14 protein-coding genes, 1 tRNA gene, 11 pseudogenes and 1 riboswitch are annotated in these 24,583 nt (G+C 60.3%); of the genes and pseudogenes, 13 read left to right on the top strand and 13 right to left on the bottom strand.

Going from position 1 to position 24,583, the window contains the following annotated elements; translation table 11 throughout:
• Both V476_RS00505 and nirD (V476_RS00500) read left to right on the top strand, forming a co-directional pair.
• Positions 1–1,205 (top strand): annotated as a pseudogene (locus V476_RS00505) (nitrite reductase large subunit NirB family protein); the annotation flags it as partial.
• Entirely contained in the window at positions 1,205–1,591 is a 387-nt protein-coding gene (nirD, locus tag V476_RS00500) for a nitrite reductase small subunit NirD (protein WP_003315451.1), read from the top strand. The pseudogene V476_RS00505 and the gene nirD (V476_RS00500), both read left to right, overlap by 1 nt.
• Before the next feature lie 68 nt (positions 1,592–1,659).
• On the opposite strand, the pseudogene V476_RS00495 reads toward nirD (V476_RS00500), so the two are convergent.
• Positions 1,660–2,653, bottom strand: a pseudogene (locus tag V476_RS00495) (alpha/beta fold hydrolase).
• Between the two features lie 238 nt (positions 2,654–2,891).
• On the opposite strand from V476_RS00495, the pseudogene V476_RS00490 reads away from it, so the two are divergent.
• Positions 2,892–3,819: pseudogene (locus tag V476_RS00490) on the top strand (LysR family transcriptional regulator).
• On the opposite strand, the pseudogene pstB (V476_RS00485) reads toward V476_RS00490, so the two are convergent.
• The 3 genes and pseudogenes from pstB (V476_RS00485) to pstC (V476_RS00475) all read right to left on the bottom strand — a co-directional run.
• A pseudogene (gene pstB / locus V476_RS00485) lies at positions 3,820–4,598 on the bottom strand (phosphate ABC transporter ATP-binding protein PstB).
• Positions 4,598–5,482, bottom strand: a complete 885-nt coding sequence (gene pstA, locus V476_RS00480; RefSeq protein WP_003396464.1) for a phosphate ABC transporter permease PstA — start codon at positions 5,480–5,482, stop codon at positions 4,598–4,600. The pseudogene pstB (V476_RS00485) and the gene pstA (V476_RS00480) overlap by 1 nt, the downstream one beginning before the upstream one ends.
• Positions 5,479–6,093: pseudogene (pstC, locus tag V476_RS00475) on the bottom strand (phosphate ABC transporter permease subunit PstC); the annotation flags it as partial. The pseudogene pstC (V476_RS00475) and the gene pstA (V476_RS00480), both read right to left, overlap by 4 nt.
• Before the next feature lie 6 nt (positions 6,094–6,099).
• Here pstC (V476_RS00475) and pstC (V476_RS00470) point away from each other — a divergent pair.
• From pstC (V476_RS00470) to pstB (V476_RS00460), 3 genes and pseudogenes are all read left to right on the top strand, one after another.
• Positions 6,100–6,743, top strand: a pseudogene (gene pstC / locus V476_RS00470) (phosphate ABC transporter permease subunit PstC); the annotation flags it as partial.
• A complete protein-coding gene (gene pstA / locus V476_RS00465; RefSeq protein WP_003396464.1) occupies positions 6,740–7,624 on the top strand; it encodes a phosphate ABC transporter permease PstA in 885 nt (294 codons plus the stop codon). The pseudogene pstC (V476_RS00470) and the gene pstA (V476_RS00465), both read left to right, overlap by 4 nt.
• A pseudogene (gene pstB, locus V476_RS00460) lies at positions 7,624–8,388 on the top strand (phosphate ABC transporter ATP-binding protein PstB); the annotation flags it as partial. The gene pstA (V476_RS00465) and the pseudogene pstB (V476_RS00460), both read left to right, overlap by 1 nt.
• A gap of 14 nt (positions 8,389–8,402) precedes the next feature.
• Here the strand turns inward: pstB (V476_RS00460) and V476_RS00455 are convergent.
• Positions 8,403–9,330: pseudogene (locus tag V476_RS00455) on the bottom strand (LysR substrate-binding domain-containing protein).
• A 238-nt stretch (positions 9,331–9,568) separates the two neighbouring features.
• Between V476_RS00455 and V476_RS00450 the strand changes: the two are divergent.
• Positions 9,569–10,564 (top strand): annotated as a pseudogene (locus V476_RS00450) (alpha/beta fold hydrolase).
• Positions 10,565–10,632: 68 nt separating this feature from the next.
• Here V476_RS00450 and nirD (V476_RS00445) read toward each other — a convergent pair.
• Positions 10,633–11,019: a nitrite reductase small subunit NirD gene (nirD, locus tag V476_RS00445; protein WP_003315451.1), complete on the bottom strand. Its 387-nt coding sequence runs from the start codon at positions 11,017–11,019 to the stop codon at positions 10,633–10,635.
• On the bottom strand, positions 11,019–13,580 hold the full coding sequence (gene nirB, locus V476_RS00440) for a nitrite reductase large subunit NirB (RefSeq protein ID WP_024649082.1): 2,562 nt from the start codon (positions 13,578–13,580) through the stop codon (positions 11,019–11,021). The genes nirD (V476_RS00445) and nirB overlap by 1 nt, the downstream gene beginning before the upstream one ends.
• Positions 13,581–14,212: 632 nt before the next feature.
• Here nirB and V476_RS00435 point away from each other — a divergent pair.
• Positions 14,213–14,707: a GNAT family N-acetyltransferase gene (locus V476_RS00435; RefSeq protein ID WP_024961165.1), complete on the top strand. Its 495-nt coding sequence runs from the start codon at positions 14,213–14,215 to the stop codon at positions 14,705–14,707.
• Positions 14,708–14,763: 56 nt separating this feature from the next.
• Here V476_RS00435 and V476_RS00430 read toward each other — a convergent pair whose 3' ends face one another.
• The 4 genes from V476_RS00430 to V476_RS00415 all read right to left on the bottom strand — a co-directional run bounded on the left by V476_RS00430 (position 14,764) and on the right by V476_RS00415 (position 19,697).
• Positions 14,764–16,770 (bottom strand): peptidase U32 family protein, encoded by a 2,007-nt coding sequence (locus V476_RS00430; protein ID WP_024961164.1) that lies wholly within the window; start codon positions 16,768–16,770, stop codon positions 14,764–14,766.
• A gap of 106 nt (positions 16,771–16,876) precedes the next feature.
• A complete protein-coding gene (locus V476_RS00425; protein WP_003396475.1) occupies positions 16,877–17,668 on the bottom strand; it encodes an ABC transporter ATP-binding protein in 792 nt (263 codons plus the stop codon).
• A complete protein-coding gene (locus V476_RS00420) occupies positions 17,665–18,687 on the bottom strand; it encodes a FecCD family ABC transporter permease (protein ID WP_004417354.1) in 1,023 nt (340 codons plus the stop codon). Before V476_RS00420 ends, V476_RS00425 begins: the two co-directional genes overlap by 4 nt.
• Positions 18,684–19,697, bottom strand: a complete 1,014-nt coding sequence (locus V476_RS00415) for an ABC transporter substrate-binding protein (protein WP_024961163.1) — start codon at positions 19,695–19,697, stop codon at positions 18,684–18,686. Before V476_RS00415 ends, V476_RS00420 begins: the two co-directional genes overlap by 4 nt.
• A gap of 130 nt (positions 19,698–19,827) precedes the next feature.
• A riboswitch (cobalamin riboswitch) is annotated at positions 19,828–20,027 on the bottom strand.
• Positions 20,028–20,341: 314 nt separating this feature from the next.
• Here V476_RS00415 and pmrG point away from each other — a divergent pair.
• Genes pmrG through V476_RS00400 form a run of 3 tightly spaced genes read left to right on the top strand, consistent with a single transcriptional unit; the run spans position 20,342 to position 22,601 of the window.
• Positions 20,342–21,037 (top strand): lipopolysaccharide core heptose(II)-phosphate phosphatase PmrG, encoded by a 696-nt coding sequence (gene pmrG, locus V476_RS00410; RefSeq protein ID WP_024684281.1) that lies wholly within the window; start codon positions 20,342–20,344, stop codon positions 21,035–21,037.
• On the top strand, positions 21,004–21,906 hold the full coding sequence (locus V476_RS00405) for a phosphatase PAP2 family protein (protein ID WP_050428348.1): 903 nt from the start codon (positions 21,004–21,006) through the stop codon (positions 21,904–21,906). The genes pmrG and V476_RS00405 overlap by 34 nt, the downstream gene beginning before the upstream one ends.
• A 20-nt stretch (positions 21,907–21,926) precedes the next feature.
• Positions 21,927–22,601 (top strand): response regulator transcription factor, encoded by a 675-nt coding sequence (locus V476_RS00400; protein WP_003315442.1) that lies wholly within the window; start codon positions 21,927–21,929, stop codon positions 22,599–22,601.
• A gap of 7 nt (positions 22,602–22,608) precedes the next feature.
• Here the strand turns inward: V476_RS00400 and V476_RS00395 are convergent.
• Together V476_RS00395 and V476_RS00390 are read right to left on the bottom strand one after the other, a co-directional pair.
• Positions 22,609–22,845: pseudogene (locus V476_RS00395) on the bottom strand (helix-turn-helix domain-containing protein); the annotation flags it as partial.
• A 46-nt stretch (positions 22,846–22,891) separates the two neighbouring features.
• Positions 22,892–23,806, bottom strand: a complete 915-nt coding sequence (locus V476_RS00390) for a GGDEF domain-containing protein (protein WP_024961160.1) — start codon at positions 23,804–23,806, stop codon at positions 22,892–22,894.
• 301 nt (positions 23,807–24,107) lie between these two features.
• On the opposite strand from V476_RS00390, the pseudogene V476_RS00385 reads away from it, so the two are divergent.
• Both V476_RS00385 and V476_RS00380 read left to right on the top strand, forming a co-directional pair.
• Positions 24,108–24,248: pseudogene (locus tag V476_RS00385) on the top strand (energy transducer TonB); the annotation flags it as partial.
• A 101-nt stretch (positions 24,249–24,349) separates the two neighbouring features.
• Positions 24,350–24,425 (top strand) — tRNA-Asn (locus V476_RS00380).
• Positions 24,426–24,583: the final 158 nt, after the last annotated feature.

Genomic DNA, 24,583 nt, shown 5'->3' with positions numbered 1-24,583 from the left:
CAATCAAGTCCTGCACCAAGGCGGCCCACGGTTGCGGCGGTTGCACCGCACTGCTCAAACAGGTTTTCGAGCATGAACTGATGGCCCGCGGTGTGGCGGTCGACAAAAGCCTCTGCGAACACTTCGCTTATACCCGCCAGGAGTTGTACTCGATGGTGCGCGTCGAAGGCATCGAGACCTTTGACGAGCTGCTGACTCGCCATGGCAAAGGCGCGCATGGCTGCGACATCTGCAAGCCCGCAGTCGGCTCGATCCTGGCGTCGTGCTGGAACCGCCCCATCACCGAGCCTTCGCTGGTGCCACTGCAGGACACCAACGACACCTTCATGGCCAACATGCAGAAAAACGGCACCTACTCGGTGGTGCCACGTATTCCGGGTGGTGAAATTACCCCAGACGGCCTGATTGCGATTGGCGCCGTGGCGAAAAAATACGACTTGTACACCAAGATCACCGGCGGCCAGCGCATCGACCTGTTCGGCGCGCAGCTGCACGAGTTGCCGGATATCTGGAGCGAGCTGATCGAGGCAGGCTTCGAGAACGGCCATGCCTACGGCAAGTCGACCCGTACGGTTAAATCCTGTGTTGGCAGCACCTGGTGTCGCTACGGCGTGCAGGACAGCGTCGCCATGGCGCTGCGCATTGAGGACCGTTACAAGGGCCTGCGCTCGCCGCACAAACTCAAGTTCGCCGTGTCCGGCTGCACACGCGAATGCGCCGAAGCGCAGAGCAAGGACGTCGGCGTAATTGCCACCGAGAACGGCTGGAACCTGTACCTGTGCGGTAACGGCGGCATGCGTCCGCGTCACGCCGAGTTGTTCGCCACCGACCTGGATGACGAAACCCTGATTCGTTACATCGACCGCTTTCTGATGCTCTACATCCGCACCGCCGACAAGCTGCAACGTACCTCGGTCTGGCGTGAAAACGCTGGAAGGCGGCCTCGAGTATCTCAAGGCGGTCATCATCGACGACAGCCTGGGCCTGGCCGCAGAGCTGGAGTCGCAGATGCAACTGGTGGTCGACCGCTACGAATGCGAATGGGCCAACGCCCTCAAGGACCGGAAAAGCTCAAGCGTTTCCGCACTTTCGTCAACGACGGGCGTGCTGACCCCGACGTGCAGTTCGTCAAGGAACGCGCCCAGCGCCGTCCGGCAAAACCCGAAGAGCTGGCCCTTATTCCGTTGTTCAAGGAGGTAGTGTGATGAACGCGTCTCAGACAATACTTGCCGGCGACAATGCGCCCACGGCAGCGCAGCCGCACTGGCAGACGCTGTGTGGGCGCGCGGATCTGGTCGCCAATTCAGGCGTCGTGGCATGGCTGGACGGCGCGCAGGTCGCGCTGTTCTACCTGCCCGAAACCGCACAGGGCGAGCAGCTCTTTGCTATCGACAACCGCGATCCCAAATCCGGGGCGAACGTGATCGGGCGTGGTCTGATCGGGCAGATCGCGGGCGAGCTGGTCATCGCTTCGCCGCTGTACAAGCAGCACTTTCGTCTGCACGACGGCAGTTGCATCGAATACCCGGAACAGCGGCTCGACGTCTGGCCGGTAAGGCTCAAGGGTGATCAGGTAGAGATTGCCGTTTAATCGACAATGCCGATCGCAGACAACCTGGTCGCTGTCGAACCAGGTTGCTGCGGGGCATTTCTTGCAGCTTATTGAAGCTCGGAGACCAACGCCTTGTTGAAGCCCTGCGGGTCTTCCATCTGGGGCATGGCCTTGCCCTTGAACTCCACCAGCCTGGCGCCGGGATCATCTGCGCCACCTGCTTGCCTAATACCTTGTAATTGCCGATCTTCGCCTTGACCTCAGGCGGCGCGATGTCGCTGCCGATGGCAGTGGTATCGGCATCGCCAATCATCAGCACCGTCGGCACCTGCAATTTGGAAACTCGTAGAACACCGGCTGGGTGAAAATCATGTCGTAGATCAACGCCGAGTTCCAGGCCACGATCTTGTGCCCCGGCCCTTTGTTCAGACCGGCCAGCATGTCGACCCACTTGTCATACTCAGGCTTCCAGCGACCATCGTAGTAGGTCTTCTGCTCGTAGGCGCGAATGCCTTCGGCGGTGGTCTTCAGCTCTCGTTCATACCACTGATCGACGCTGCGGTACGGCACGCCGAGTGCTTTCCAGTCCTCGAGGCCGATAGGGTTGACCATCACCAGCTTCTCGGTCTGTTTCGGGTACATCAACGCGTAACGCGTAGCGAGCATGCCGCCCGTGGAGTGACCGATCACAGAGGCCTTGTCGATACCCAGCTTTTCCAGCAGCGCATGGGTATTCATCGACAACTGCTGGAAGCTGTACTGATAGTGCTCCGGCTTGGTCGAGGTGCAGAAACCGATCTGATCCGGTGCGACAACGCGATAGCCCGCGGCACTCAGTCCCTTGATGGTGTCTTCCCAGGTCGCAGCGCAAAAATTCTTGCCATGCAGCAGCACTGCGGTGCGGCCATTCGCCTTGCCGCCGGGCGCGACGTCCATGTAAGCCATTTCCAGCGTCTGGCCCTGGGACTGGAAACTGAATTTGTGCAGCGCATGGGGGTACGTGAAACCTTCCAGTTGCTGGCCATAAACCGGCGTCTCAGCCAGTGCTACGCCTGACAGCGTCAACGACATCAACATGCCGGCAATCTTTGCAGCCCGCATAAGGGGCACCTCCTGTAGCTAGGGATCGGGAATCCACGGCGGTTTTTACGTTAAACCGCAGGCCCGCCAGTAGACCCTGTTTCCCCCTACAGATTCGCCCTTTTCCTGCCTGAAGAAGCGTAAGCAGACGTTTCATCATGTTGGGGCAAAATGCTGGACGCCTTCTGTGCGGACTGCCTAGACTTAGCCACCCGTTATCGGCCGTTTGGCCATCCGGGTCTGATGCCAAGGAACAGCAATGAATCGAAATGAACTGCGCAAGGCCGACATCAACCTGATGGTGGTATTCGAAACATTGATGCAGGAGCGTAACGTCACCCGTGCAGCCGAAAAATTGTTTCTCGGCCAGCCCACGATAAGCGCTGCCTTGAATCGCCTGCGCAGTCTGCTCAACGACCCGCTGTTCATCCGCGTCGGCCACCGCATGGAACCCACTGCACGCGCCCACGAGATTCTCAAGCACCTGACGCCCGCGCTGGACGCCATGTCCACGGCGCTCAGCCTGACCACCGACTTCGATCCATCAGTCAGCAAAATGACCTTTCGCATCGGCCTGACCGATGACGTCGAATTCGGCCTGCTGCCGGCGATGCTCAAGGCCATCCGCCTGGAAGCGCCCGGCGTGGTGATCGTGGTCAAGCATGTCGACTACCTGAATATCTCCGAAGTGCTGATGTCGGCGATATCACCGTTGGCGTCTGCCTGACCCGTGAACTACCGGCCAACGCCAAGCGCAAGACCCTGCGTAACGTGCAGCCGAGGCTGGTGCGCGCCGACAAGCCTGCCAGCCCCATGAGCCTGGACGAATACTGCTCACGCCCGCACGTGGTGGTGTCGCACGTTGCGAGCGTCAATAGTTTCTCCGATGAGTGGCTGACCGCGCTGGGGCGCAAGCGGCAGGTGGTGTTGTCGGTGCCGCAGTTCGCCACCCTGCCCGCCTTGATGGCCGGCACCGACATGATTTCGGGGCTGTCCGACTACGCGGCAAAGGCCATGAGCGCCTTGGGTTTGCTGTATGACGAGCCACTGCCCTTCCCCACGCCGGGCTGGACCTGTCAATGACGTGGCTGAGTGTGATGGACAGCGACCCTGCCGAGCGTTGGCTGCGCAGCAGGATCGAGGAGTTCATGGGCGAGCGCCAGGAAGCGCCCGCCCTGGCCGGATGATCAGCCGAAACGACCGGTGATGTAATCTTCGGTCTGGGTCTTGGAGGCTTGGTGAAGATGGTATCGGTGTCGCCGTGCTCGATCAGTTCCCCCATGAACATGAAGGCCGTGTAGTCGGAGCAACGCGCCGCCTGCTGCATGTTGTGAGTCACGATGATTACGGTGAACTGCTCTTTAAGCTCGGTGATCAGTTGTTCGATACGTCCTGTGGAAATAGGGTCAAGTGCCGAGGTTGGCTCGTCGAGCAGCAATACCTGAGGACGCAGTGCGATGGTGCGGGCGATGCACAGACGCTGCTGCTGACCACCGGACAGGCCGGTCGCGCTCTGCTTGAGCTTGTCCTTGACCTCGTCCCACAAGGCCGCGCCACGCAGGGCCTGCTCGACGCGATCTTCCATTTCCCGACGCGACAGTTTTTCGTGGTGCTTGATGGCGTAGGAAATATTGTCGTAAATCGACATCGGGAACGGCACAGGCTTCTGAAACACCATGCCCACATGACTGCGCAGGCGGTTCATCGAATAGCCTGGCGCCAGGATGTTCTCGCCATTGAGCAGCACTTCACCGCGTGCTTCCTGCTTCGGGTACATCGCGTAGATGCGGTTGAAGACGCGCAGCAGGGTCGATTTACCGCAACCCGACGGGCCGATGATCGCAGTGATGCGCTTCTCGGGGATAGTCATGTCGATGGACTTCAACGACTTCTGGTTGTTGTAGAAAAACTCCAGACCGCGTACTTGGATCTTGGTTTTTTCGTTGGCCAGGGAAAGGTTGTTCATCAGGACGCCCTATTGCGCAGAAGAATTAAGCGAGACAGCAGACTCAGTATCAGTACGAACAAGGTCATGACCAGCGCACCGGCCCATGCCAGGGAGTGCCAGTCATCGAACGGGCTCATGGCGTACTGGAAAACCACCACCGGAACGCTGGCGATGGGTTTGAGCAGATCGCTGCTCCAGAACTGGTTGCCGAAAGCGGTGAACAGCAGCGGCGCGGTTTCGCCGGTGATGCGTGCCAATGCGAGCAATACGCCGGTTACCACACCCGCCTTGGCCGCGCGAAGGACGATTTGCAGGGTCAGCTTCCATTGCGGTACACCCAGCGCCAGCGCAGCTTCACGCATGGTCGAGGGTTGCAGTTGCATCATTTCGTCAGTGGTACGCACCACCACCGGTATCACCAGCAATGCCAGTGCGAGCGCACCGGCAATCGCCGAAAAGCCCACCTGATGGCCTGTCACCGCGTTGAGTGGCAGTACCACGACGGTGTAGACGAACAGACCGAGCACGATGGAAGGTGCCGACAGCAGGATGTCGTTGATGAAGCGAACCGTGTTGCCCAGTTTGGTGTAGCGGGCAAATTCGGCCAGCCAGATGCCGGCCATCAGGCCGATCGGCGTACCGATCAGCAGGCCGATGCCGGACATCAGCACGCTGCCGTAGAACGCGTTGGCCAGGCCACCCTCGGTACCAGGCGGCGGAGTCATGCCGGTAAACAGTTGCAGGTTGAGCGCGTCGATGCCCTTGATGATGGTGGTCAGCAGAATCCACACCAGCCATAGCAGGCCGAAGGCAGTAGCACCACAGCTGAGCACCATCGCAATCTTGTTCTTGAAACTGCGAACCCGATACAGGTGCTCGCTGCCGGTCACATCCTTACTCATAACCCCTCCTTACGCGAAAGGCGCGACAGCATCAGGCGTGCAAGGGCCAGCACGATGAAGGTGACGACGAACAACAGGAAGCCGAGGGCGATCAGTGCGGAACGGTGCAAGTCGGTATAGGCCTCGTTGAACTCGTTGGCGATCACCGAAGCGATCGAACTGCTCGGCATCATCAGCGAAGCCGAGAACTGATGCGCGTTGCCCAGTACGAAGGTTACCGCCATGGTTTCGCCGAGCGCGCGTCCCAGCCCGAGGAACACACCGCCGACAACGGCCGAACGGGTGTAAGGCAGCACGATGTCCCAGACCACTTCCCAGGTTGTACCGCCCAGTGCATAGGCCGATTCTTTAAGGGCTACGGGCACGGTGCGGAAGACTTCCTGCATCACCGAGGTAATGAACGGCGTGATCATGATCGCCAGCACGATACCGGCGGTCAGCATGCCGATACCCAACGGTGGCCCCTGGAACATCGGACCGATCAGCGGCAGTGCGCCAAGGTTTTCGGTGATCCACGGCGACAGGTGTTCAGCCATGAATGGGCCGAAGACAAACAGCCCCACATGCCGTAGATGATCGAAGGATACCGCCAACAGCTCGATGGCCGAGCGATCGATGCGGCTCCAAGGCGGCGCATGCCGATCGCTCGGCCATCGAGCTGTTGGCCGGTATCCCTTCGATCATCTACGGCATGTGGGGGCTGTTTGTCTTCGGCCCATTCATGGCTGAACACCTGTCGCCGTGGATCACCGAAAACCTTGGCGCACTGCCGCTGATCGGTCCGATGTTCCAGGGGCCACCGTTGGGTATCGGCATGCTGACCGCCGGTATCGTGCTGGCGATCATGATCACGCCGTTCATTACCTCGGTGATGCAGGAAGTCTTCCGCACCGTGCCCGTAGCCCTTAAAGAATCGGCCTATGCACTGGGCGGTACAACCTGGGAAGTGGTCTGGGACATCGTGCTGCCTTACACCCGTTCGGCCGTTGTCGGCGGTGTGTTCCTCGGGCTGGGACGCGCGCTCGGCGAAACCATGGCGGTAACCTTCGTACTGGGCAACGCGCATCAGTTCTCGGCTTCGCTGATGATGCCGAGCAGTTCGATCGCTTCGGTGATCGCCAACGAGTTCAACGAGGCCTATACCGACTTGCACCGTTCCGCACTGATCGCCCTCGGCTTCCTGTTGTTCGTCGTCACCTTCATCGTGCTGGCCCTTGCACGCCTGATGCTGTCGCGCCTTTCGCGTAAGGAGGGGTTATGAGTAAGGATGTGACCGGCAGCGAGCACCTGTATCGGGTTCGCAGTTTCAAGAACAAGATTGCGATGGTGCTCAGCTGTGGTGCTACTGCCTTCGGCCTGCTATGGCTGGTGTGGATTCTGCTGACCACCATCATCAAGGGCATCGACGCGCTCAACCTGCAACTGTTTACCGGCATGACTCCGCCGCCTGGTACCGAGGGTGGCCTGGCCAACGCGTTCTACGGCAGCGTGCTGATGTCCGGCATCGGCCTGCTGATCGGTACGCCGATCGGCCTGATGGCCGGCATCTGGCTGGCCGAATTTGCCCGCTACACCAAACTGGGCAACACGGTTCGCTTCATCAACGACATCCTGCTGTCGGCACCTTCCATCGTGCTCGGTCTGTTCGTCTACACCGTCGTGGTACTGCCACTCAACGCGGTGACAGGCCATCAGGTGGGCTTTTCGGCGATTGCCGGTGCGCTCGCACTGGCATTGCTGGTGATACCGGTGGTGGTGCGTACCACTGACGAAATGATGCAACTGCAACCCTCGACCATGCGTGAAGCTGCGCTGGCGCTGGGTGTACCGCAATGGAAGCTGACCCTGCAAATCGTCCTTCGCGCGGCCAAGGCGGGTGTGGTAACCGGCGTATTGCTCGCATTGGCACGCATCACCGGCGAAACCGCGCCGCTGCTGTTCACCGCTTTCGGCAACCAGTTCTGGAGCAGCGATCTGCTCAAACCCATCGCCAGCGTTCCGGTGGTGGTTTTCCAGTACGCCATGAGCCCGTTCGATGACTGGCACTCCCTGGCATGGGCCGGTGCGCTGGTCATGACCTTGTTCGTACTGATACTGAGTCTGCTGTCTCGCTTAATTCTTCTGCGCAATAGGGCGTCCTGATGAACAACCTTTCCCTGGCCAACGAAAAAACCAAGATCCAAGTACGCGGTCTGGAGTTTTTCTACAACAACCAGAAGTCGTTGAAGTCCATCGACATGACTATCCCCGAGAAGCGCATCACTGCGATCATCGGCCCGTCGGGTTGCGGTAAATCGACCCTGCTGCGCGTCTTCAACCGCATCTACGCGATGTACCCGAAGCAGGAAGCACGCGGTGAAGTGCTGCTCAATGGCGAGAACATCCTGGCGCCAGGCTATTCGATGAACCGCCTGCGCAGTCATGTGGGCATGGTGTTTCAGAAGCCTGTGCCGTTCCCGATGTCGATTTACGACAATATTTCCTACGCCATCAAGCACCACGAAAAACTGTCGCGTCGGGAAATGGAAGATCGCGTCGAGCAGGCCCTGCGTGGCGCGGCCTTGTGGGACGAGGTCAAGGACAAGCTCAAGCAGAGCGCGACCGGCCTGTCCGGTGGTCAGCAGCAGCGTCTGTGCATCGCCCGCACCATCGCACTGCGTCCTCAGGTATTGCTGCTCGACGAGCCAACCTCGGCACTTGACCCTATTTCCACAGGACGTATCGAACAACTGATCACCGAGCTTAAAGAGCAGTTCACCGTAATCATCGTGACTCACAACATGCAGCAGGCGGCGCGTTGCTCCGACTACACGGCCTTCATGTTCATGGGGGAACTGATCGAGCACGGCGACACCGATACCATCTTCACCAAGCCCTCCAAGACCCAGACCGAAGATTACATCACCGTCGTTTCGGCTGATCATCCGGCCAGGGCGGGCGCTTCCTGGCGCTCGCCCATGAACTCCTCGATCCTGCTGCGCAGCCAACGCTCGGCAGGGTCGCTGTCCATCACACTCAGCCACGTCATTGACAGGTCCAGCCCGGCGTGGGGAAGGGCAGTGGCTCGTCATACAGCAAACCCAAGGCGCTCATGGCCTTTGCCGCGTAGTCGGACAGCCCCGAAATCATGTCGGTGCCGGCCATCAAGGCGGGCAGGGTGGCGAACTGCGGCACCGACAACACCACCTGCCGCTTGCGCCCCAGCGCGGTCAGCCACTCATCGGAGAAACTATTGACGCTCGCAACGTGCGACACCACCACGTGCGGGCGTGAGCAGTATTCGTCCAGGCTCATGGGGCTGGCAGGCTTGTCGGCGCGCACCAGCCTCGGCTGCACGTTACGCAGGGTCTTGCGCTTGGCGTTGGCCGGTAGTTCACGGGTCAGGCAGACGCCAACGGTGATATCGCCGGACATCAGCACTTCGGAGATATTCAGGTAGTCGACATGCTTGACCACGATCACCACGCCGGCGCTTCCAGGCGGATGGCCTTGAGCATCGCCGGCAGCAGGCCGAATTCGACGTCATCGGTCAGGCCGATGCGAAAGGTCATTTTGCTGACTGATGGATCGAAGTCGGTGGTCAGGCTGAGCGCCGTGGACATGGCGTCCAGCGCGGCGTCAGGTGCTTGAGAATCTCGTGGGCGCGTGCAGTGGGTTCCATGCGGTGGCCGACGCGGATGAACAGCGGGTCGTTGAGCAGACTGCGCAGGCGATTCAAGGCAGCGCTTATCGTGGGCTGGCCGAGAAAACAATTTTTCGGCTGCACGGGTGACGTTACGCTCCTGCATCAATGTTTCGAATACCACCATCAGGTTGATGTCGGCCTTGCGCAGTTCATTTCGATTCATTGCTGTTCCTTGGCATCAGACCCGGATGGCCAAAACGGCCGATAACGGGTGGCTAAGTCTAGGCAGTCCGCACAGAAGGCGTCCAGCATTTTGCCCCAACATGATGAAACGTCTGCTTACGCTTCTTCAGGCAGGAAAAGGGCGAATCTGTAGGGGAAACAGGGTCTACTGGCGGGCCTGCGGTTTAACGTAAAAACCGCCGTGGATTCCCGATCCCTAGCTACAGGAGGTGCCCCTTATGCGGGCTGCAAAGATTGCCGGCATGTTGATGTCGTTGACGCTGTCAGCGTAGCACTGGCTGAGACGCCCGGTTATGGCCAGCAACTGGAAGGTTTCACGTACCCCCATGCGCTGCACAAATTCAGTTTCCAGTCCCAGGCCAGACGCTGGAAATGGGTTACATGGACGTCGCGCCCGGCGGCAAGGCGAATGGCCGCACCGCAGTGCTGCTGCATGGCAAGAATTTTTGCGCTGCGACCTGGGAAGACACCATCAAGGGACTGAGTGCCGCGGGCTATCGCGTTGTCGCACCGGATCAGATCGGTTTCTGCACCTCGACCAAGCCGGAGCACTATCAGTACAGCTTCCAGCAGTTGTCGATGAATACCCATGCGCTGCTGGAAAAGCTGGGTATCGACAAGGCCTCTGTGATCGGTCACTCCACGGGCGGCATGCTCGCTACGCGTTACGCGTTGATGTACCCGAAACAGACCGAGAAGCTGGTGATGGTCAACCCTATCGGCCTCGAGGACTGGAAAGCACTCGGCGTGCCGTACCGCAGCGTCGATCAGTGGTATGAACGAGAGCTGAAGACCACCGCCGAAGGCATTCGCGCCTACGAGCAGAAGACCTACTACGATGGTCGCTGGAAGCCTGAGTATGACAAGTGGGTCGACATGCTGGCCGGTCTGAACAAAGGGCCGGGGCACAAGATCGTGGCCTGGAACTCGGCGTTGATCTACGACATGATTTTCACCCAGCCGGTGTTCTACGAGTTTCCCAAATTGCAGGTGCCGACGGTGCTGATGATTGGCGATGCCGATACCACTGCCATCGGCAGCGACATCGCGCCGCCTGAGGTCAAGGCGAAGATCGGCAATTACAAGGTATTAGGCAAGCAGGTGGCGCAGATGATCCCGGGCGCCAGGCTGGTGGAGTTCAAGGCCAAGGCCATGCCCCGCAGATGGAAGACCCGCAGGGCTTCAACAAGGCGTTGGTCTCCGAGCTTCAATAAGCTGCAAGAAATGCCCCGCAGCAACCTGGTTCGACAGCGACCAGGTTGTCTGCGATCGGCATTGTCGATTAAACGGCAATCTCTACCTGATCACCCTTGAGCCTTACCGGCCAGACGTCGAGCCGCTGTTCCGGGTATTCGATGCAACTGCCGTCGTGCAGACGAAAGTGCTGCTTGTACAGCGGCGAAGCGATGACCAGCTCGCCCGCGATCTGCCCGATCAGACCACGCCCGATCACGTTCGCCCCGGATTTGGGATCGCGGTTGTCGATAGCAAAGAGCTGCTCGCCCTGTGCGGTTTCGGGCAGGTAGAACAGCGCGACCTGCGCGCCGTCCAGCCATGCCACGACGCCTGAATTGGCGACCAGATCCGCGCGCCCACACAGCGTCTGCCAGTGCGGCTGCGCTGCCGTGGGCGCATTGTCGCCGGCAAGTATTGTCTGAGACGCGTTCATCACACTACCTCCTTGAACAACGGAATAAGGGCCAGCTCTTCGGGTTTTGCCGGACGGCGCTGGGCGCGTTCCTTGACGAACTGCACGTCGGGGTCAGCACGCCCGTCGTTGACGAAAGTGCGGAAACGCTTGAGCTTTTCCGGGTCCTTGAGGGCGTTGGCCCATTCGCATTCGTAGCGGTCGACCACCAGTTGCATCTGCGACTCCAGCTCTGCGGCCAGGCCCAGGCTGTCGTCGATGATGACCGCCTTGAGATACTCGAGGCCGCCTTCCAGCGTTTCACGCCAGACCGAGGTACGTTGCAGCTTGTCGGCGGTGCGGATGTAGAGCATCAGAAAGCGGTCGATGTAACGAATCAGGGTTTCGTCATCCAGGTCGGTGGCGAACAACTCGGCGTGACGCGGACGCATGCCGCCGTTACCGCACAGGTACAGGTTCCAGCCGTTCTCGGTGGCAATTACGCCGACGTCCTTGCTCTGCGCTTCGGCGCATTCGCGTGTGCAGCCGGACACGGCGAACTTGAGTTTGTGCGGCGAGCGCAGGCCCTTGTAACGGTCCTCAATGCGCAGCGCCATGGCGACGCTGTCCTGCACGCCGTAGCGACACCAGGTGCTGCCAACACAGGATTTAACCGTACGGGTCGACTTGCCGTAGGCATGGCCGGTCTCGAAGCCTGCCTCGATCAGCTCGCTCCAGATATCCGGCAACTCGTGCAGCTGCGCGCCGAACAGGTCGATGCGCTGGCCGCCGGTGATCTTGGTGTACAAGTCGTATTTTTTCGCCACGGCGCCAATCGCAATCAGGCCGTCTGGGGTAATTTCACCACCCGGAATACGTGGCACCACCGAGTAGGTGCCGTTTTTCTGCATGTTGGCCATGAAGGTGTCGTTGGTGTCCTGCAGTGGCACCAGCGAAGGCTCGGTGATGGGGCGGTTCCAGCACGACGCCAGGATCGAGCCGACTGCGGGCTTGCAGATGTCGCAGCCATGCGCGCCTTTGCCATGGCGAGTCAGCAGCTCGTCAAAGGTCTCGATGCCTTCGACGCGCACCATCGAGTACAACTCCTGGCGGGTATAAGCGAAGTGTTCGCAGAGGCTTTTGTCGACCGCCACACCGCGGGCCATCAGTTCATGCTCGAAAACCTGTTTGAGCAGTGCGGTGCAACCGCCGCAACCGGTGGCCGCCTTGGTGCAGGACTTGATTGCGGCCAGATCGGTGCAGCCATTGTCGATGGCCGAGCACACGGCGCCTTTGCTGACGTTATGGCAGGAGCAGATGGTCGCTGTGGCGGGCAGGGCATCGGCGCCCAGCGTCGGTGCGCCTTCGCCACGCGGCAGAATCAGGCTCGATGGATCGGCGGGCAGCGGGATGCCGTTCTGCGCATATTGCAGCAGCGTGTCGTAGTAGCTGTTATCGCCGACCAGCACCGCGCCGAGTACCTGCTTGCCATCGGCCGACACCACCAGGCGACGGTAGCTGGCGGTGGCTTCGTCAATGAAGCGATAACTGACGGCCCCGGCCAGCGCACCGTGCGCATCGCCGATGGAGCCGACGTCCACGCCCAGCAGTTTGAGCTTGGTGGACATGTCGGCGCCGAAGAACGCGTCAGTATCCTGTTCGCACAACTGCGCTGCCACGCCACGGGCCATTTGATAACCGGGCGCAACCAGGCCGAACACACTGCCGTTCCAGGCTGCGCATTCGCCGATGGCATAGATATCGGCGTCGCTGGTGCGGCAATGCTCGTCGATTGCGATGCCGCCGCGTGGGCCGAGCGCCAGTTCACACTGACGGGCCAGGGCGTCTTGCGGGCGAATACCTGCGGAGAACACGATCAGGTCGGTTTCGAGAAACTCGTCATTGGCAAAGTTCATGCGATAGCGGTACTGCTTGCCGTCGCTGATCGACTGCGTGGCGCGGGACAAATGCACGCCGACGCCCAGCGCTTCGATACGCGCTTTCAACGCAGCGCCACCGAGGTCGTCCAATTGCACCGGCATGAGACGCGGCGCGAACTCGACGACATGGGCTTCCAGCCCCAGCGATTTAAGCGCATTGGCTGCTTCCAGCCCCAGCAGTCCGCCGCCGACCACGACGCCACGGCGGGCTTTCGACGCGGCATAGCGAATGCTGTCCAGGTCCTCCAGTGTGCGATAGACCAGCCGGGAGTTGCCTCGGGCGCCTTCGATAGGCGGTACGAACGGGTAGGAGCCGGTGGCCAGAATCAGCTTGTCGTACCCGAAGCAGCCTTCGGCGGTGATGATTTCGTGACGATCACGATCGATCTCCAGCACCGGTACGCCGAGGTGCAGCGTCAGGCCGGGTTGTTCGTAAACGGACATCTCGCTCATGGCCAGCGATTCGGCGTCGCGGCCAGTGAAGTATTCGGACAGGTGCACGCGGTCGTAGGCGCGCTGTGTTTCTTCGCCAAAGACGTGGATGCGATAGCGTTCGAGTGCGCCGCCTGCTATCAACTGCTCGACGCAATGATGTCCGACCATGCCATTACCGACGACGATCAGGGTTTTTACATCGTTGGGGGGGAAGACTGTGGTGTTCATAGCGAGTCCCGGCCGAGGCCAATCAGGTTTTTCAAAGCAAAAAAAAAGCGCCCGGAACCGTTCGGTTCCAGGCGCCTTTGCCTGTTGTCTTATTGGGTATTCGGGGGTGCCATCGAGCCACGTTGCCGGAAGCACCCGAGTAGCCCTCTGGTCTTTGCGAGACTGGCGATCCACGTCGATCAACCGGGGCGGCCCGACCACCTTCATGGTGGGGTTGTTGAGGATTATGCAGAGGTTGTGCCAGCTTGCGCCGGCAGCGCTTCAAGCCCGAATGGGCAATGCCCGCAAGGCCGCGCAGCGTTTACAGCCGCATCTGGCGCAGGATTTTTCCTGCCTTGCATTGGTGCGCATCAAGGGGGCTGCGCTGTAAAGCTGTGCGCTGTACGCGGAGCGTGGGCACGATAACGGCGTGCCTGCGGTCTGTCCCGCCGGTCGCTCCCACGGCCTTCGGCCAGAATCAAAAGCGGACTTGCGTATAACGCTGAGCGTTCCGCGTGGGAATGCCTGCCGTGACGCTCCGCGTCGCAATTCTGCGCCGCGCCGCCTGCTCTATAGTTAAGCCGTGCGTTCAGAAGCCCAAGGCTGGCGTAACATGTGTATCACCCTGCAATTCCCCCAATAAGTCCGTGCTCATGAACATCACTATCACTGAAGTACACCCCTCCGAGATTCCGCACACCGTCGATTTCGTCATGCGCGCGCGTGCCGCGATCTTTCCCTTGCTCGACACCGTCACCGTTCCGCCCGATCTGGCCGGTTTCGAGCAGGTGTATCTGAACGGTGAGGACGGCAAGTTCCTGATCGCCCGCTGTGAAGGGCAGATCATCGCGGCTGTGGGCTACCTGCCTTACGATCATCGTTTCCCGCAGTTCGATTACCGCGGGCGCAGAACTGTCGAGATCGTACGTCTGTTCGTCACGCCGGAGTTTCGCGGCGACGGGCTGGCCAGCCGCTTATGTCAGGCGCTCTGGGCTCATGCCGAGGTAGGCGGCATAGAGGTTTTGTACCTGCATACCCATCCGTTTCTGCCAGGCGCGATTCGTTTCTGGGAGAAACAGGGCTTTGCTGTAACCGATGTGGAGAGCGATCCGGTGTGGAACACCACTCATATGGAGCGCGTTCTTTAAGAGGCCTTTATCAGAAGACAGAAAGGGGCTGGCAGGGCGCCAACCCCTTGTACCGATCAGTGCGGAGAACGATGGCGCGCAGTCTTGAGCAGGTCTTCCGGCGTGATGTGGCCGACCACCGATTTGGCCGCCGCGCTGCCAGGTAGCGGCAAGTCGAGAATGTGACCTTTCATCTTGCCGATCACGTGCATTTCGCAAGGCTTGCAATCGAACTTGAGGGTCAGCACTTCATCACCGTGCACCAGTTGCATAGGCGCGACCTTGGTGCGCACGCCTGTCACACCTTTGGCCTGTTTCGGGCACAGGTTGAACGAGAAACGCAGGCAATGCTTGGTGATCATCACCGGCACTTCGCCGGTCTCTTCGTGGGCCTCGTAGGCCGCGTCGATCAACTGCACGCCGTGGCGATGATAGAAGTCGCGAGCCTTCTGGTTGTAGACGTTGGCCAGAAAAGACAAGTGCGACTCCGGGTACACCGGTGGCGGAGTGGTCTCGGCCTTGCGTCCGCCGCGCGGATGAGCCTTGATGCGGGCTTCGGTCAATGCCTCGATGGCGTCGCGGCGAAGGGTCTTGAGCTGCGAGTTGGGCACGAAGAACGCCTGTGGCGCGTCAAGCCTGACATCCTGGGCATGATAGATCGTGGTGCCCAGTTGGGTGAGCAGGTCACGCAGCTGATCCAGCGCCTGCTCGGGCTTGTTGGCCGTTCCGAATGGCCCATCAAGACCGACCGTGACGCTCACGCCTTCTTCGCTGGTGGCTTTCAGGCTCAAGTGATCTTCGCGCAGCGTGACCTGCCACTGAACGCCGATACGACGCTCGGCCGAGGTCTTGAGCAGCGCTTGTTGCCAGTTGTGGTCCAGGTTGCGGTTCAGCGGATGATTGGGGCGTAGGCCGGAAAGGGCCGCTGGCATCTCGTTGGGCTCCACGCGATAGCGCCAGCGTTTCTGGCCGTCTTCTTCGAACTCGCCCTTGAGCTCGGCGATGTTGGCACGGAAGCCCACCACTTCACGCTTGATCTGCACATTGAGGCCATCGCCGTTGGACAGCGGCTCATGGGTCACAGCGATCAGGTCGCGTTTGCCGAGCTTTTCAACGGTGCCCACCGCCAGACCAGTGAAGGTCGGCGTGTCGAACGCGCCGATGTCGATCTTGCGGTCGCTGACGAAATAATCGGTGCTGCCGCGATGAAAGGTCTTTTCCGGGTCCGGCACGAAAAAGTGCGCGGTACGGCCGCTGGAAGCACGTGCCAGGTCCGTGCGGTCTTCGAGAATCTCGTCCAGACGCTGGCGATAATAAGCGGTGATGTTTTTTACGTAGCCCGCATCCTTGTAGCGTCCTTCGATCTTGAACGAGCGCACGCCGGCGTCCACCAGAGCACGCAGGTTGGCGCTCTGGTTGTTGTCTTTCATCGACAACAGATGCTTTTCGAAGGCCACAACGCGACCCTGATCATCCTTGAGGGTGTATGGCAGGCGGCAGGCTTGCGAGCAGTCACCACGGTTGGCGCTGCGGCCGTTTTGCGCGTGGGAAATATTGCACTGCCCGGAGAACGCCACGCACAGTGCGCCGTGGATGAAGAATTCGATGGCCGCGTCGGTTTCGTCAGCGATTGCGCGGATTTCCTGCAGGTTCAGTTCCCGGGCAAGCACCAGTTGCGAGAAACCGGCCTGATCGAGAAACTTCGCCCGGCTCAGGGTGCGAATATCGGTTTGCGTACTGGCGTGCAGCTCGATGGGCGGAATGTCCATCTCCATCACCCCGAGGTCCTGCACGATCAGTGCGTCCACGCCGGCGTCGTAGAGCTGGTGAATCAGCTTGCGCGCAGGCTCCAGTTCGTCGTCATGGAGGATGGTGTTGATGGTGGTAAAGATCCGCGCGTGATAGCGGTGCGCGAATTTGACCAGCTCGGCAATGTCACTGACCTCGTTGCAGGCGTTGTGCCGCGCACCAAAGCTCGGCCCGCCGATATAGACCGCATCGGCACCATGCAGGATGGCTTCACGGGCGATGGTCACATCCCGTGCAGGGCTGAGCAATTCCAGGTGGTGCTTGGGTAACGACATGGCAACGGGATCCGGCTGCGGGCAAAGCGCGCATTGTAGTGCCACAGACCGCGCGGTGCACCTGTTGCAGATTGCAGCAGGTGCCGGACTGACCATCGGCGCGGTTTCAGCGCGAGCGCAGGCGCAGAATCTTCGCCCCGTCACTGGGGTCGGTCAGCCAGTGCGCCACGACGCCGAAGGTGCTCAGCAGGCGTTCCGGGGTCAGCACCTCGAGCGGCGCACCCAGCGCGACCAGCCGACCCTTTTCCATGACCGCCACACGGTCGCAGTCCAGTGCCTGATTCAGATCGTGCAGGGCAATCACGGTGGTCACCGGCAACGCCCTGACCAGACCGAGGATGGTCAGTTGGTGCTGGATGTCCAGATGATTGGTCGGTTCGTCCAGCAGAAGGATCTGCGGCCGTTGCGCCAGCGCCCGGGCGATGTGAACGCGCTGCCGCTCGCCACCGGACAAGGTGTGCCAGGCGCGTTTTTGCAGGTGCAGCATGTCCACATCCTGCAACGCCTGGCGAACGATCGCATCGTCCTCGGCGCTCCACGGCTCGAGTGCCGACAGCCATGGCGTGCGGCCCAGTTCGACGGCATCCAGTACGGTCACGGCGTCGCTGGTTTCAGCTTGCTGCTCGACCACCGCCAGCAGGCGCGCCACGTCCCTGCGGCTCAACGCCTCAAGTGCTTGCCCGCCCAGGCTGACCGAGCCGCTGACCGGCTTCTGAATGCCGGCCAGTAGCTTGAGCAGGGTGGATTTGCCCGAGCCGTTGGGACCGACCACGGCCAGGGTTTCACCCGCGGCAATGCTCAGGTCGACATCGCGCAGCAGCGCCGCGCCACGAACCGAATAACCCAGACCGGAACAACCGAGCACCGGTGCACTGGGCGGATGAGGTAAGGCGTTCATCGCGTGCTGTTGCCCCGGATAAGAATCAAAGCGAAGACCGGTGCGCCGATCAGTGCGGTAATCACCCCGATCGGCAGCGCCTGCCCCTTGATCAGTGTGCGCGAAAGGATATCGGCAGCGATCAGAAACAGTGCACCGCTCAAGGCACTCAGCGGCACCAGCCGCGCGTGCCGGACACCGACCAGCATGCGCACCGCGTGCGGGATCACCAGCCCGACGAAACCGATGGAGCCGACAATCGAGACCATCACTGCGGTGACCAGCGCGGCGGTAGCGATCAATATGATCTGCACGCGGCGTACCGCGATCCCCAGTGACGCGGCCGAGTCGCTGCCGAAGGTGAACGCGTCCAGCGCTCGCCGGTGCCAGAGGCACACCAGCAGACCGACCAGCACCGTTGGCACGGCCAGCCAGACCGAATGCCAGCGCACGCCGCTGAGGTTACCCAGCAGCCAGAACATGATGCCGCGTGCCTGCTCGGAGCTTGCGGATTTGGTGATCAGAAACGAGGTCAGGGCATTGAACAGTTGCGAACCGGCGATCCCGGCCAGAATGATCTGCCCGGCTGCCGTGGTGCCGCGTGAAGAGTGCGCCAGCAGGGCGACCAGCGAAAATGCCGCCACAGCCCCGACAAAGGCACCCGCCGACATCGAGATCGCACCTGCACCGAAGCCCAGAATGGCGACCAGTACTGCACCGGTCGAGGCCCCTGCGGAGATCCCCAGCAGATAAGGGTCTGCCAGCGGGTTGCGCAATAGCGACTGCAACACCACACCACAGATCGCCAGCCCGGCCCCGCAGGCCGCTGCGACAATGGCGCGGGTCAGCCGGTAGTTCCAGACGATGCCTTCGTCGATAGGGTCGAGCACATAGCCTGCGGCCCAGAGTTTGTTGGCCAGCACCTGAAAAACCACCTGCAGGCTGATCGAGGTTTCGCCGATCGCGGCCCCGATCATGATCGCCAGCACCAGCACCGCCGAAACCCAGAGCACATGAACCAACGCTATCGGTAATCTCATTTGGAAGCGTTGAAACGGTTGGCGGCGTCGGCCAGTTCCTCGAACCCGGTGAACAGACGCAGGCCAGCCTGCATGCCCTCGGCGTCGATTATCACGATCCGGTCATGCTTGACTGCGTCCATGTTGCGGGTCACCGGGTCGGTCTTGAGGAATTCGATTTTTTTCAGGTAATCGTCGGCCGGGAAGCGGCGGCGATCCATGCGCGCGATGACCAGAATGCTCGGGTTGGCCTTGGCGATGGTTTCCCAGCCCACGGTTGGCCACTCTTCGTCGGACTGGACGATATTGCGCATGCCCAGGCTGTTGAGCATGAAGTCTGGAATGCCTTTGCGGCCTGCCACGAAAGGGTCGCTGGCAAGGTCAGAGCTGGAGAACCAGAACAGCGCCGAGACGTCGTTGGCCTTGTTCTGCCTGACGTTGGCAATCGCTGCGCTCAGGCGGCCCTTGAGGTCGGTGACCAGCGCGTCGCCGCGATCCTGCACATCGAAAATCTGCGCCAGTTGCTCGATGCTCTTGTAGATGGTCTCGATGCGGAATGGCTCCAGTCGTGTGCCATCGGCACCGACCAGATTGTCCTTGCCTTCGCAGTCGGACGGCAGGATGTAAGTAGGTATCTTCAGGTCATGGAACTGCTCGCGGGTGCCGACCACGCCCTGTTTGCCGACCATCCACTCCAGCTGCGCGGCCACCAGTTCCGGTCGCTTGCCGATTACCGCTTCGAAACTGGGCTCGTTGTCGGCCAGGCGTTCGACCTTGTCGTTCTGCGCCTTGAAGCGTGGCAATACGTTGTTGAACCACAGCGAGGTGCCGACCAGTCTGTCGCCCAGGCCCAGTTCGTAAAGCATTTCGGTGCCGGCCTGGCCAATGGTTACAGCCTTGGTTGGCGCATGCGTGAAGGTCAGGGTCGCGCCACAGTTTTCAAGGGTCAGCGGGTACTGAGTGGGAGCGGCGAGGGCCAGGGTGGACAGCGTCAGGCTGGCAGCGAGTGCGGCGAGGCGGGGCAGCGACATGGAATGCGGTCTCCTTTGGAGCAGGTGCCAGGGCGCAATGCACATCAGGAAACACATCCCCGGAAGATAACCGGGCACGGCAGGAAATGCCGACGCGTGCGGATGTCCTTCCCGGACACCCCGCCGGTTAGTTGGTTGAATCGGGTCGGCAGGTCTCCTGACTGACACGTCATCGCCAGGCTCCGGCCTTCCCGGATCACGATCCAGTGGCAGTCATGGAGCAGGCTCGGTGCCTACAGTTGCGGGGGCAGTTTCGTTTTTCGCCTGGTGGAAAAAGGCGGGCGAATTCCCTGTTAGTTCCTCTCGGAAACCGACGCGCGGCATGGTAAACGATAAGCGTTTTAGTGGCTAATCCTTTGCAGCGCCGCTGCAGCAGACGGTCGGCCAGTTAAAAATCGTCCTGATGAGCACGGAACTTTCGGCAAAAACGCTTAAATTATCTTCATGTTCATGCCCGTAAAACCACAACCCCCCATTCCAGAGCGCTCGCGTGAAAAACATGGCGCTGGGCCATAACACGTTTTTCACATCTTCTTCACTGCACCGGGACGATGCTGAACCTATCTTGCCTGCATGGGAGCGGCGAAGACCTCGGGCACTCCCTGGGTCAACGCCACACATAGGTTCATGGCAGGAGTGGTCCCTTGACCAACACGATAATCAACAAGAATGTACTTCCCCGTTCGGGCATCAGTCAGCGCTACAAATTGCATCGGAATATCGTATCGATGTCCGTTGCCGTCGTGCTGATGGCTATCTGCGCGTGGTTCTACTCGTCGTTCTCCGGTGTGCATGTAGTGGACCTGGGAGTCGGTAGAAACCTGAGCGTTTCCGGCCTTCGCGAGCACTGGCGACAAGGCAATGTGGTGGTGATGATTCGCCATGCCGAACGCTGTGACCGCTCGAGCAACCCGTGCATGGGCGACGCCGACGGCATTACCTCCAACGGCCGCGATACCGCGCTGGCGGTGGGTGCCGGGTTGCAGAAGATGGGCATGGACCACGCGCGCATGATCGCCAGCCCCAAGACCCGCACGCAACAGACTGCGCAACTGCTGGCAGGACACGCGGTGGTCGCTGAGGACTGGATCAACGACTGTGACAGCGGCTTCATGAAGGCTGTGCAGGCCCACAAGGTCAGCGGCGAGAACATGGTACTGGTCACTCACAGTGGCTGCATCGACCAGTTCGAACGCAAGGCCGGCGTACGTGGCGGCGAGCGCTCCAGTGAGTACACCCAGGCGTTTTTCGTACAAGTAGACGGCAGCCACCCACCAAAAATTCTCGGCTCCCTGAATGCCGGGCAATGGGCAAACCTCAACAGCGAGCAATTCAATTGACGACATCTTCCAGCGCCAGGCTGCGGTTTTACGGCATAAACCTGGGTTTACCGGTGTTTTTCGCTCTACTGGTCTTCGTTACTTTCGACCTGACCACGATCGACCGGCAATTGACTGACCTGTTTTTTGATTCGACGGCCGGGTTGTTCCCCATCGGCCAGAGCCATCTGTTCGAGAACATCACGCACAGATGGGCGAGGATCCTTCCGAACTGGACCGGGGAACTGGCGATCATCGGTGCGATGCTGTCCTTCGTTTGGCCGTTGCTGGAAAAGTATGATGATTCGCGCCTCGCGAGGCGGCTGACGGGCTCTCGGTTGGGCACCTTTCTGCGCTTTGCGCGCAGGCATCGGCTGGACTTCTTTTTCGTCATCGTCGCCTTTGCGCTGAGCACCGGCATGATCCATTACCTGAAAAGCCATACCAGCGTTTACTGCCCCGTCGAGACCACCTTATACGGCGGCAGCCAGGCGCACATCGAGTGGTTCAGGAACTTCAACCTGCTCCACGAGGCTGGCGCCGGGCGATGCTGGCCGGGCGGTCATGCGTCAAGCGCGTTCAGTCTGCTGGCCCTGTACTTCGTGGCTCGTCGCTATTGCTGGCGGCACTCGAAAGTCTTGCTGGCGGGCATTCTCCTGCTCGGGATGATTTACGGCACCACGCGGGTACTGCAAGGCTGGCACTTCATGTCGCACACCTTCTGGGCGGGTATCGTGGTGTGGCTGAGCACGCTGCTGGTTGCCTTGTGCTTCTATGGCCGATCTAGGTTGCAACAGCCGATTAGCCAGGCAGTGGCCGTCAACAAACCTGATGCATTCGGCACTCGGCCTGCAGACGCATTGGCAGCAGATGCCCGGTCGGCCGGGTAGAAAAATAACAAGGCACGGCTATGAACATTCTGGTTATTGAAGACCATCGTGATATCCACGACAACCTGCTGGAGTTCTTCGAGCTCAGGGGGCATGCGGTAGAAGGGGCGCTGGACGGCCTGAGCGGGCTGCATCTGGCCGCCTCGAAACGCTTCGATGCGATCATTCTCGACATTATGCTGCCCGGTATCGACGGCAATCAGATCTGCCACAGCCTGCGCCAGTACTCTAAGTCGGAAGTCGCGATTGTGATGCTCAGCGCGCGCGATGAACTGGATGATCGGCTCACCGGTTTCAAGGTGGGCGCCGACGACTACATCACCAAGCCGTTTGCAATGTCCGAGGTGCTCGCCAGGGTCGAAGCGATTGTCAGCCGGCGGCAGCGCCAGGACAACCGGATGATGGTGGTTGCCGACCTGCAGTTCGATCTGGACACCCTTGAGGTCACCCGCAAAGGCGTGCCTTTGAAGCTCAACCCGACCAACATGAAACTGCTGGAACTGTTGATGCGCAAAAGCCCGCACATCGTCAAGCGATCCGAACTGGAGGAGGCGCTTTGGGGCCGTGATGCCCCGAACAGCAGCAGCTTGCGCAGCAACATCCATGTGCTCAGGCGGGTACTGGATGGCGGCCACGACACGCCGTTGCTGCACACCGCCCATGGCCTGGGCTACAAGCTGTGCGTGCAGCGCTGAGGCGCGCTCACTCTAAGTTGAACAGGCGCTGTATCAGGGTCGGCGTGCTGCCTGTACAGCGTTTGAATGAACGGCGGAAATTGGCCGGGTCGTTGAAGTTCAAATAGTCCGCCACGGCTTCATTGCTCATCCCCTTGATCTGATACAGGTACAACGCGACGTGTTTGCGCGCCAGATCGTGTTGCGCCTGAAAGTGCGTGCAGTGCTTGTGCAGCTTGCGCTTCAGCGTGGCTGGGGATGAAGCGGCTGTCGACTTCGTACCAGTCACTTTTAAGCGTCATGTCAGGCGCTCAGGCAGTGCGGGTCAGAGGGTGTCGGGCGCGGGCCATCGACAGATTGAGGCGGCGTAGCAGGTTGTCCGGCGTTTCATTGAGTGCCATGACGACCGCCACGCTGGCCGAAAGATGAATGCGCTCGCCCTGTTGCCGGGTCTTGTGCGCCAGGCTGGCGACCGCCTGCTGCAACTCCAGCGCCAGCAGTTTTGCCTGGCTTTCTCCGGTGTTGGGTAGCAACACCACGAAGCGGTCGCCGGCCAGGCGGCAGAGCAGGTCCTGGCGGCGCAGATTGAGTACCAGCAAGTGGTTGAGCGCTGACAGCACCTCGTCGCCTTCGGCATGCCCGAAGGCATTGTTGATCGCGCTGAAACCATCCAGGTCCAGCGCCAGCAGCGACAGCGGCTGCTGTTGGCAGACACTCTGTTCCAGGCTGATCACCAGTTGGCGCTTCAGATAGTCGGCGCTGCCCAGCGGGGTGAGCTTGTCGTAAAGCCGGTGCTCCCGGAAGCCGCCCTCGCGCTTTTCCATTTGCGCACTGATTGCCAGTTGTTCTCGATGCCAGTGGAAGATGCCCAAAGTCAGCAGGATCAGGCCGACCGGCATCGGGCCGGATTCCAGCCAGTGATCCCATTCGATTTCGGCGGGCAGGCGGATAAATTCGTCGAGCGCGTCGATCCACCACGAGAAGAACACGCAGCTCAGGCCGATCGACAGGTAATTGGTCACCCGGCCGGCCGGTCTGCTCTTGAACACCAGAAACAGCCAGACCAGCGACAGCAGGGCAGAGCCACCTTCACCGACGATGTCCAGCCACTGCCATTCGCTGACAGGTTTGACGGTGCCGAATGCCAGAAACGCCAGCAGGCCGAGATTGGAGGCGACCATCAGCATGGCGAGTTTCCAGCGATGAGGTTGGATAATCCTGAACATGAACAGACGGCTCCTGAGGTGCTGATTATCGGCCAGCAGAACAGATGCACATGACACTTCGGTGACGGGTAACGCGGACCGCGAAAGGTCGAATCAGCTCACGTGTGTTGCAGGTCTTTGCTTCGCATCTGACGTGTACGCCACCCCGGATCAGCACCATGACTCAGCCGTCACTTATGTCGCACTCTGCGTCGTCAGTACCATCGCGGTTGAACAGCACTGCATTGGCGGTCGCTGCGGGCAACGCGTGAGGCTCTGTCGCATCAGAGTCACATATATGTCGGCGTTTGATTCTGGCCAGCGCCCGTCACTGACCGCAGCGCAGACCTTTCGTTATCAGCCAATGACCGTCGAGGGCAGGGCGGTGACAGTGTCCGGGGTGAAGAATACCTTTCACTACCGGATCAAGCAGGACTACCGTGTACTGCAGGCAGTCCTCTGACCTGTGCCCCTGTCTGGCCGGAAATGGTATCCGGATGAACGAGCAGGATTTTTTTCTGCTCTGCTTGACTTCCTTTTCCGAATCAGTAACATAGCGCTCATTCCGCGATAGCTCAGTTGGTAGAGCAAGTGACTGTTAATCACTGGGTCCCTGGTTCGAGTCCAGGTCGTGGAGCCAGAATATATTTCAAAGGCGATGTGTAGGCCTTTGAACAAGAAAAAACCCGCCTAATGGCGGGTTTTTTCGTTTTGGCGCTAATGCGACGCGGCTTCAGCATTCTTGGCTCGCGGCGCCTCAATACGGCGAAATAGTCCCCAACAAACCCACCGCGATTG

Source organism: Pseudomonas syringae KCTC 12500 (genome assembly GCF_000507185.2).
In the GTDB taxonomy this organism is placed as follows: Bacteria; Pseudomonadota; Gammaproteobacteria; order Pseudomonadales; family Pseudomonadaceae; genus Aquipseudomonas; species Aquipseudomonas syringae.
The sequence above is the reverse complement of the archived record's forward strand: the minus strand, read 5'-3'. Positions and strand labels throughout refer to the sequence as shown.

What these genes read in the sequence shown, in the direction of transcription:
- nirD (WP_003315451.1), top strand. Translation starts at nt 1,205, where the DNA reads ATGAACGCGTCTCAGACAATACTTGCCGGCGACAATGCGCCCACGGCA.
- pstA (WP_003396464.1), bottom strand. Translation starts at nt 5,482, where the DNA reads ATGAGTAAGGATGTGACCGGCAGCGAGCACCTGTATCGGGTTCGCAGT.
- pstA (WP_003396464.1), top strand. Translation starts at nt 6,740, where the DNA reads ATGAGTAAGGATGTGACCGGCAGCGAGCACCTGTATCGGGTTCGCAGT.
- nirD (WP_003315451.1), bottom strand. Translation starts at nt 11,019, where the DNA reads ATGAACGCGTCTCAGACAATACTTGCCGGCGACAATGCGCCCACGGCA.
- nirB (WP_024649082.1), bottom strand. Translation starts at nt 13,580, where the DNA reads ATGAACACCACAGTCTTCCCCCCCAACGATGTAAAAACCCTGATCGTC.
- V476_RS00435 (WP_024961165.1), top strand. Translation starts at nt 14,213, where the DNA reads ATGAACATCACTATCACTGAAGTACACCCCTCCGAGATTCCGCACACC.
- V476_RS00430 (WP_024961164.1), bottom strand. Translation starts at nt 16,770, where the DNA reads ATGTCGTTACCCAAGCACCACCTGGAATTGCTCAGCCCTGCACGGGAT.
- V476_RS00425 (WP_003396475.1), bottom strand. Translation starts at nt 17,668, where the DNA reads ATGAACGCCTTACCTCATCCGCCCAGTGCACCGGTGCTCGGTTGTTCC.
- V476_RS00420 (WP_004417354.1), bottom strand. Translation starts at nt 18,687, where the DNA reads ATGAGATTACCGATAGCGTTGGTTCATGTGCTCTGGGTTTCGGCGGTG.
- V476_RS00415 (WP_024961163.1), bottom strand. Translation starts at nt 19,697, where the DNA reads ATGTCGCTGCCCCGCCTCGCCGCACTCGCTGCCAGCCTGACGCTGTCC.
- V476_RS00405 (WP_050428348.1), top strand. Translation starts at nt 21,004, where the DNA reads ATGGGCAAACCTCAACAGCGAGCAATTCAATTGACGACATCTTCCAGC.
- V476_RS00400 (WP_003315442.1), top strand. Translation starts at nt 21,927, where the DNA reads ATGAACATTCTGGTTATTGAAGACCATCGTGATATCCACGACAACCTG.
- V476_RS00390 (WP_024961160.1), bottom strand. Translation starts at nt 23,806, where the DNA reads ATGTTCAGGATTATCCAACCTCATCGCTGGAAACTCGCCATGCTGATG.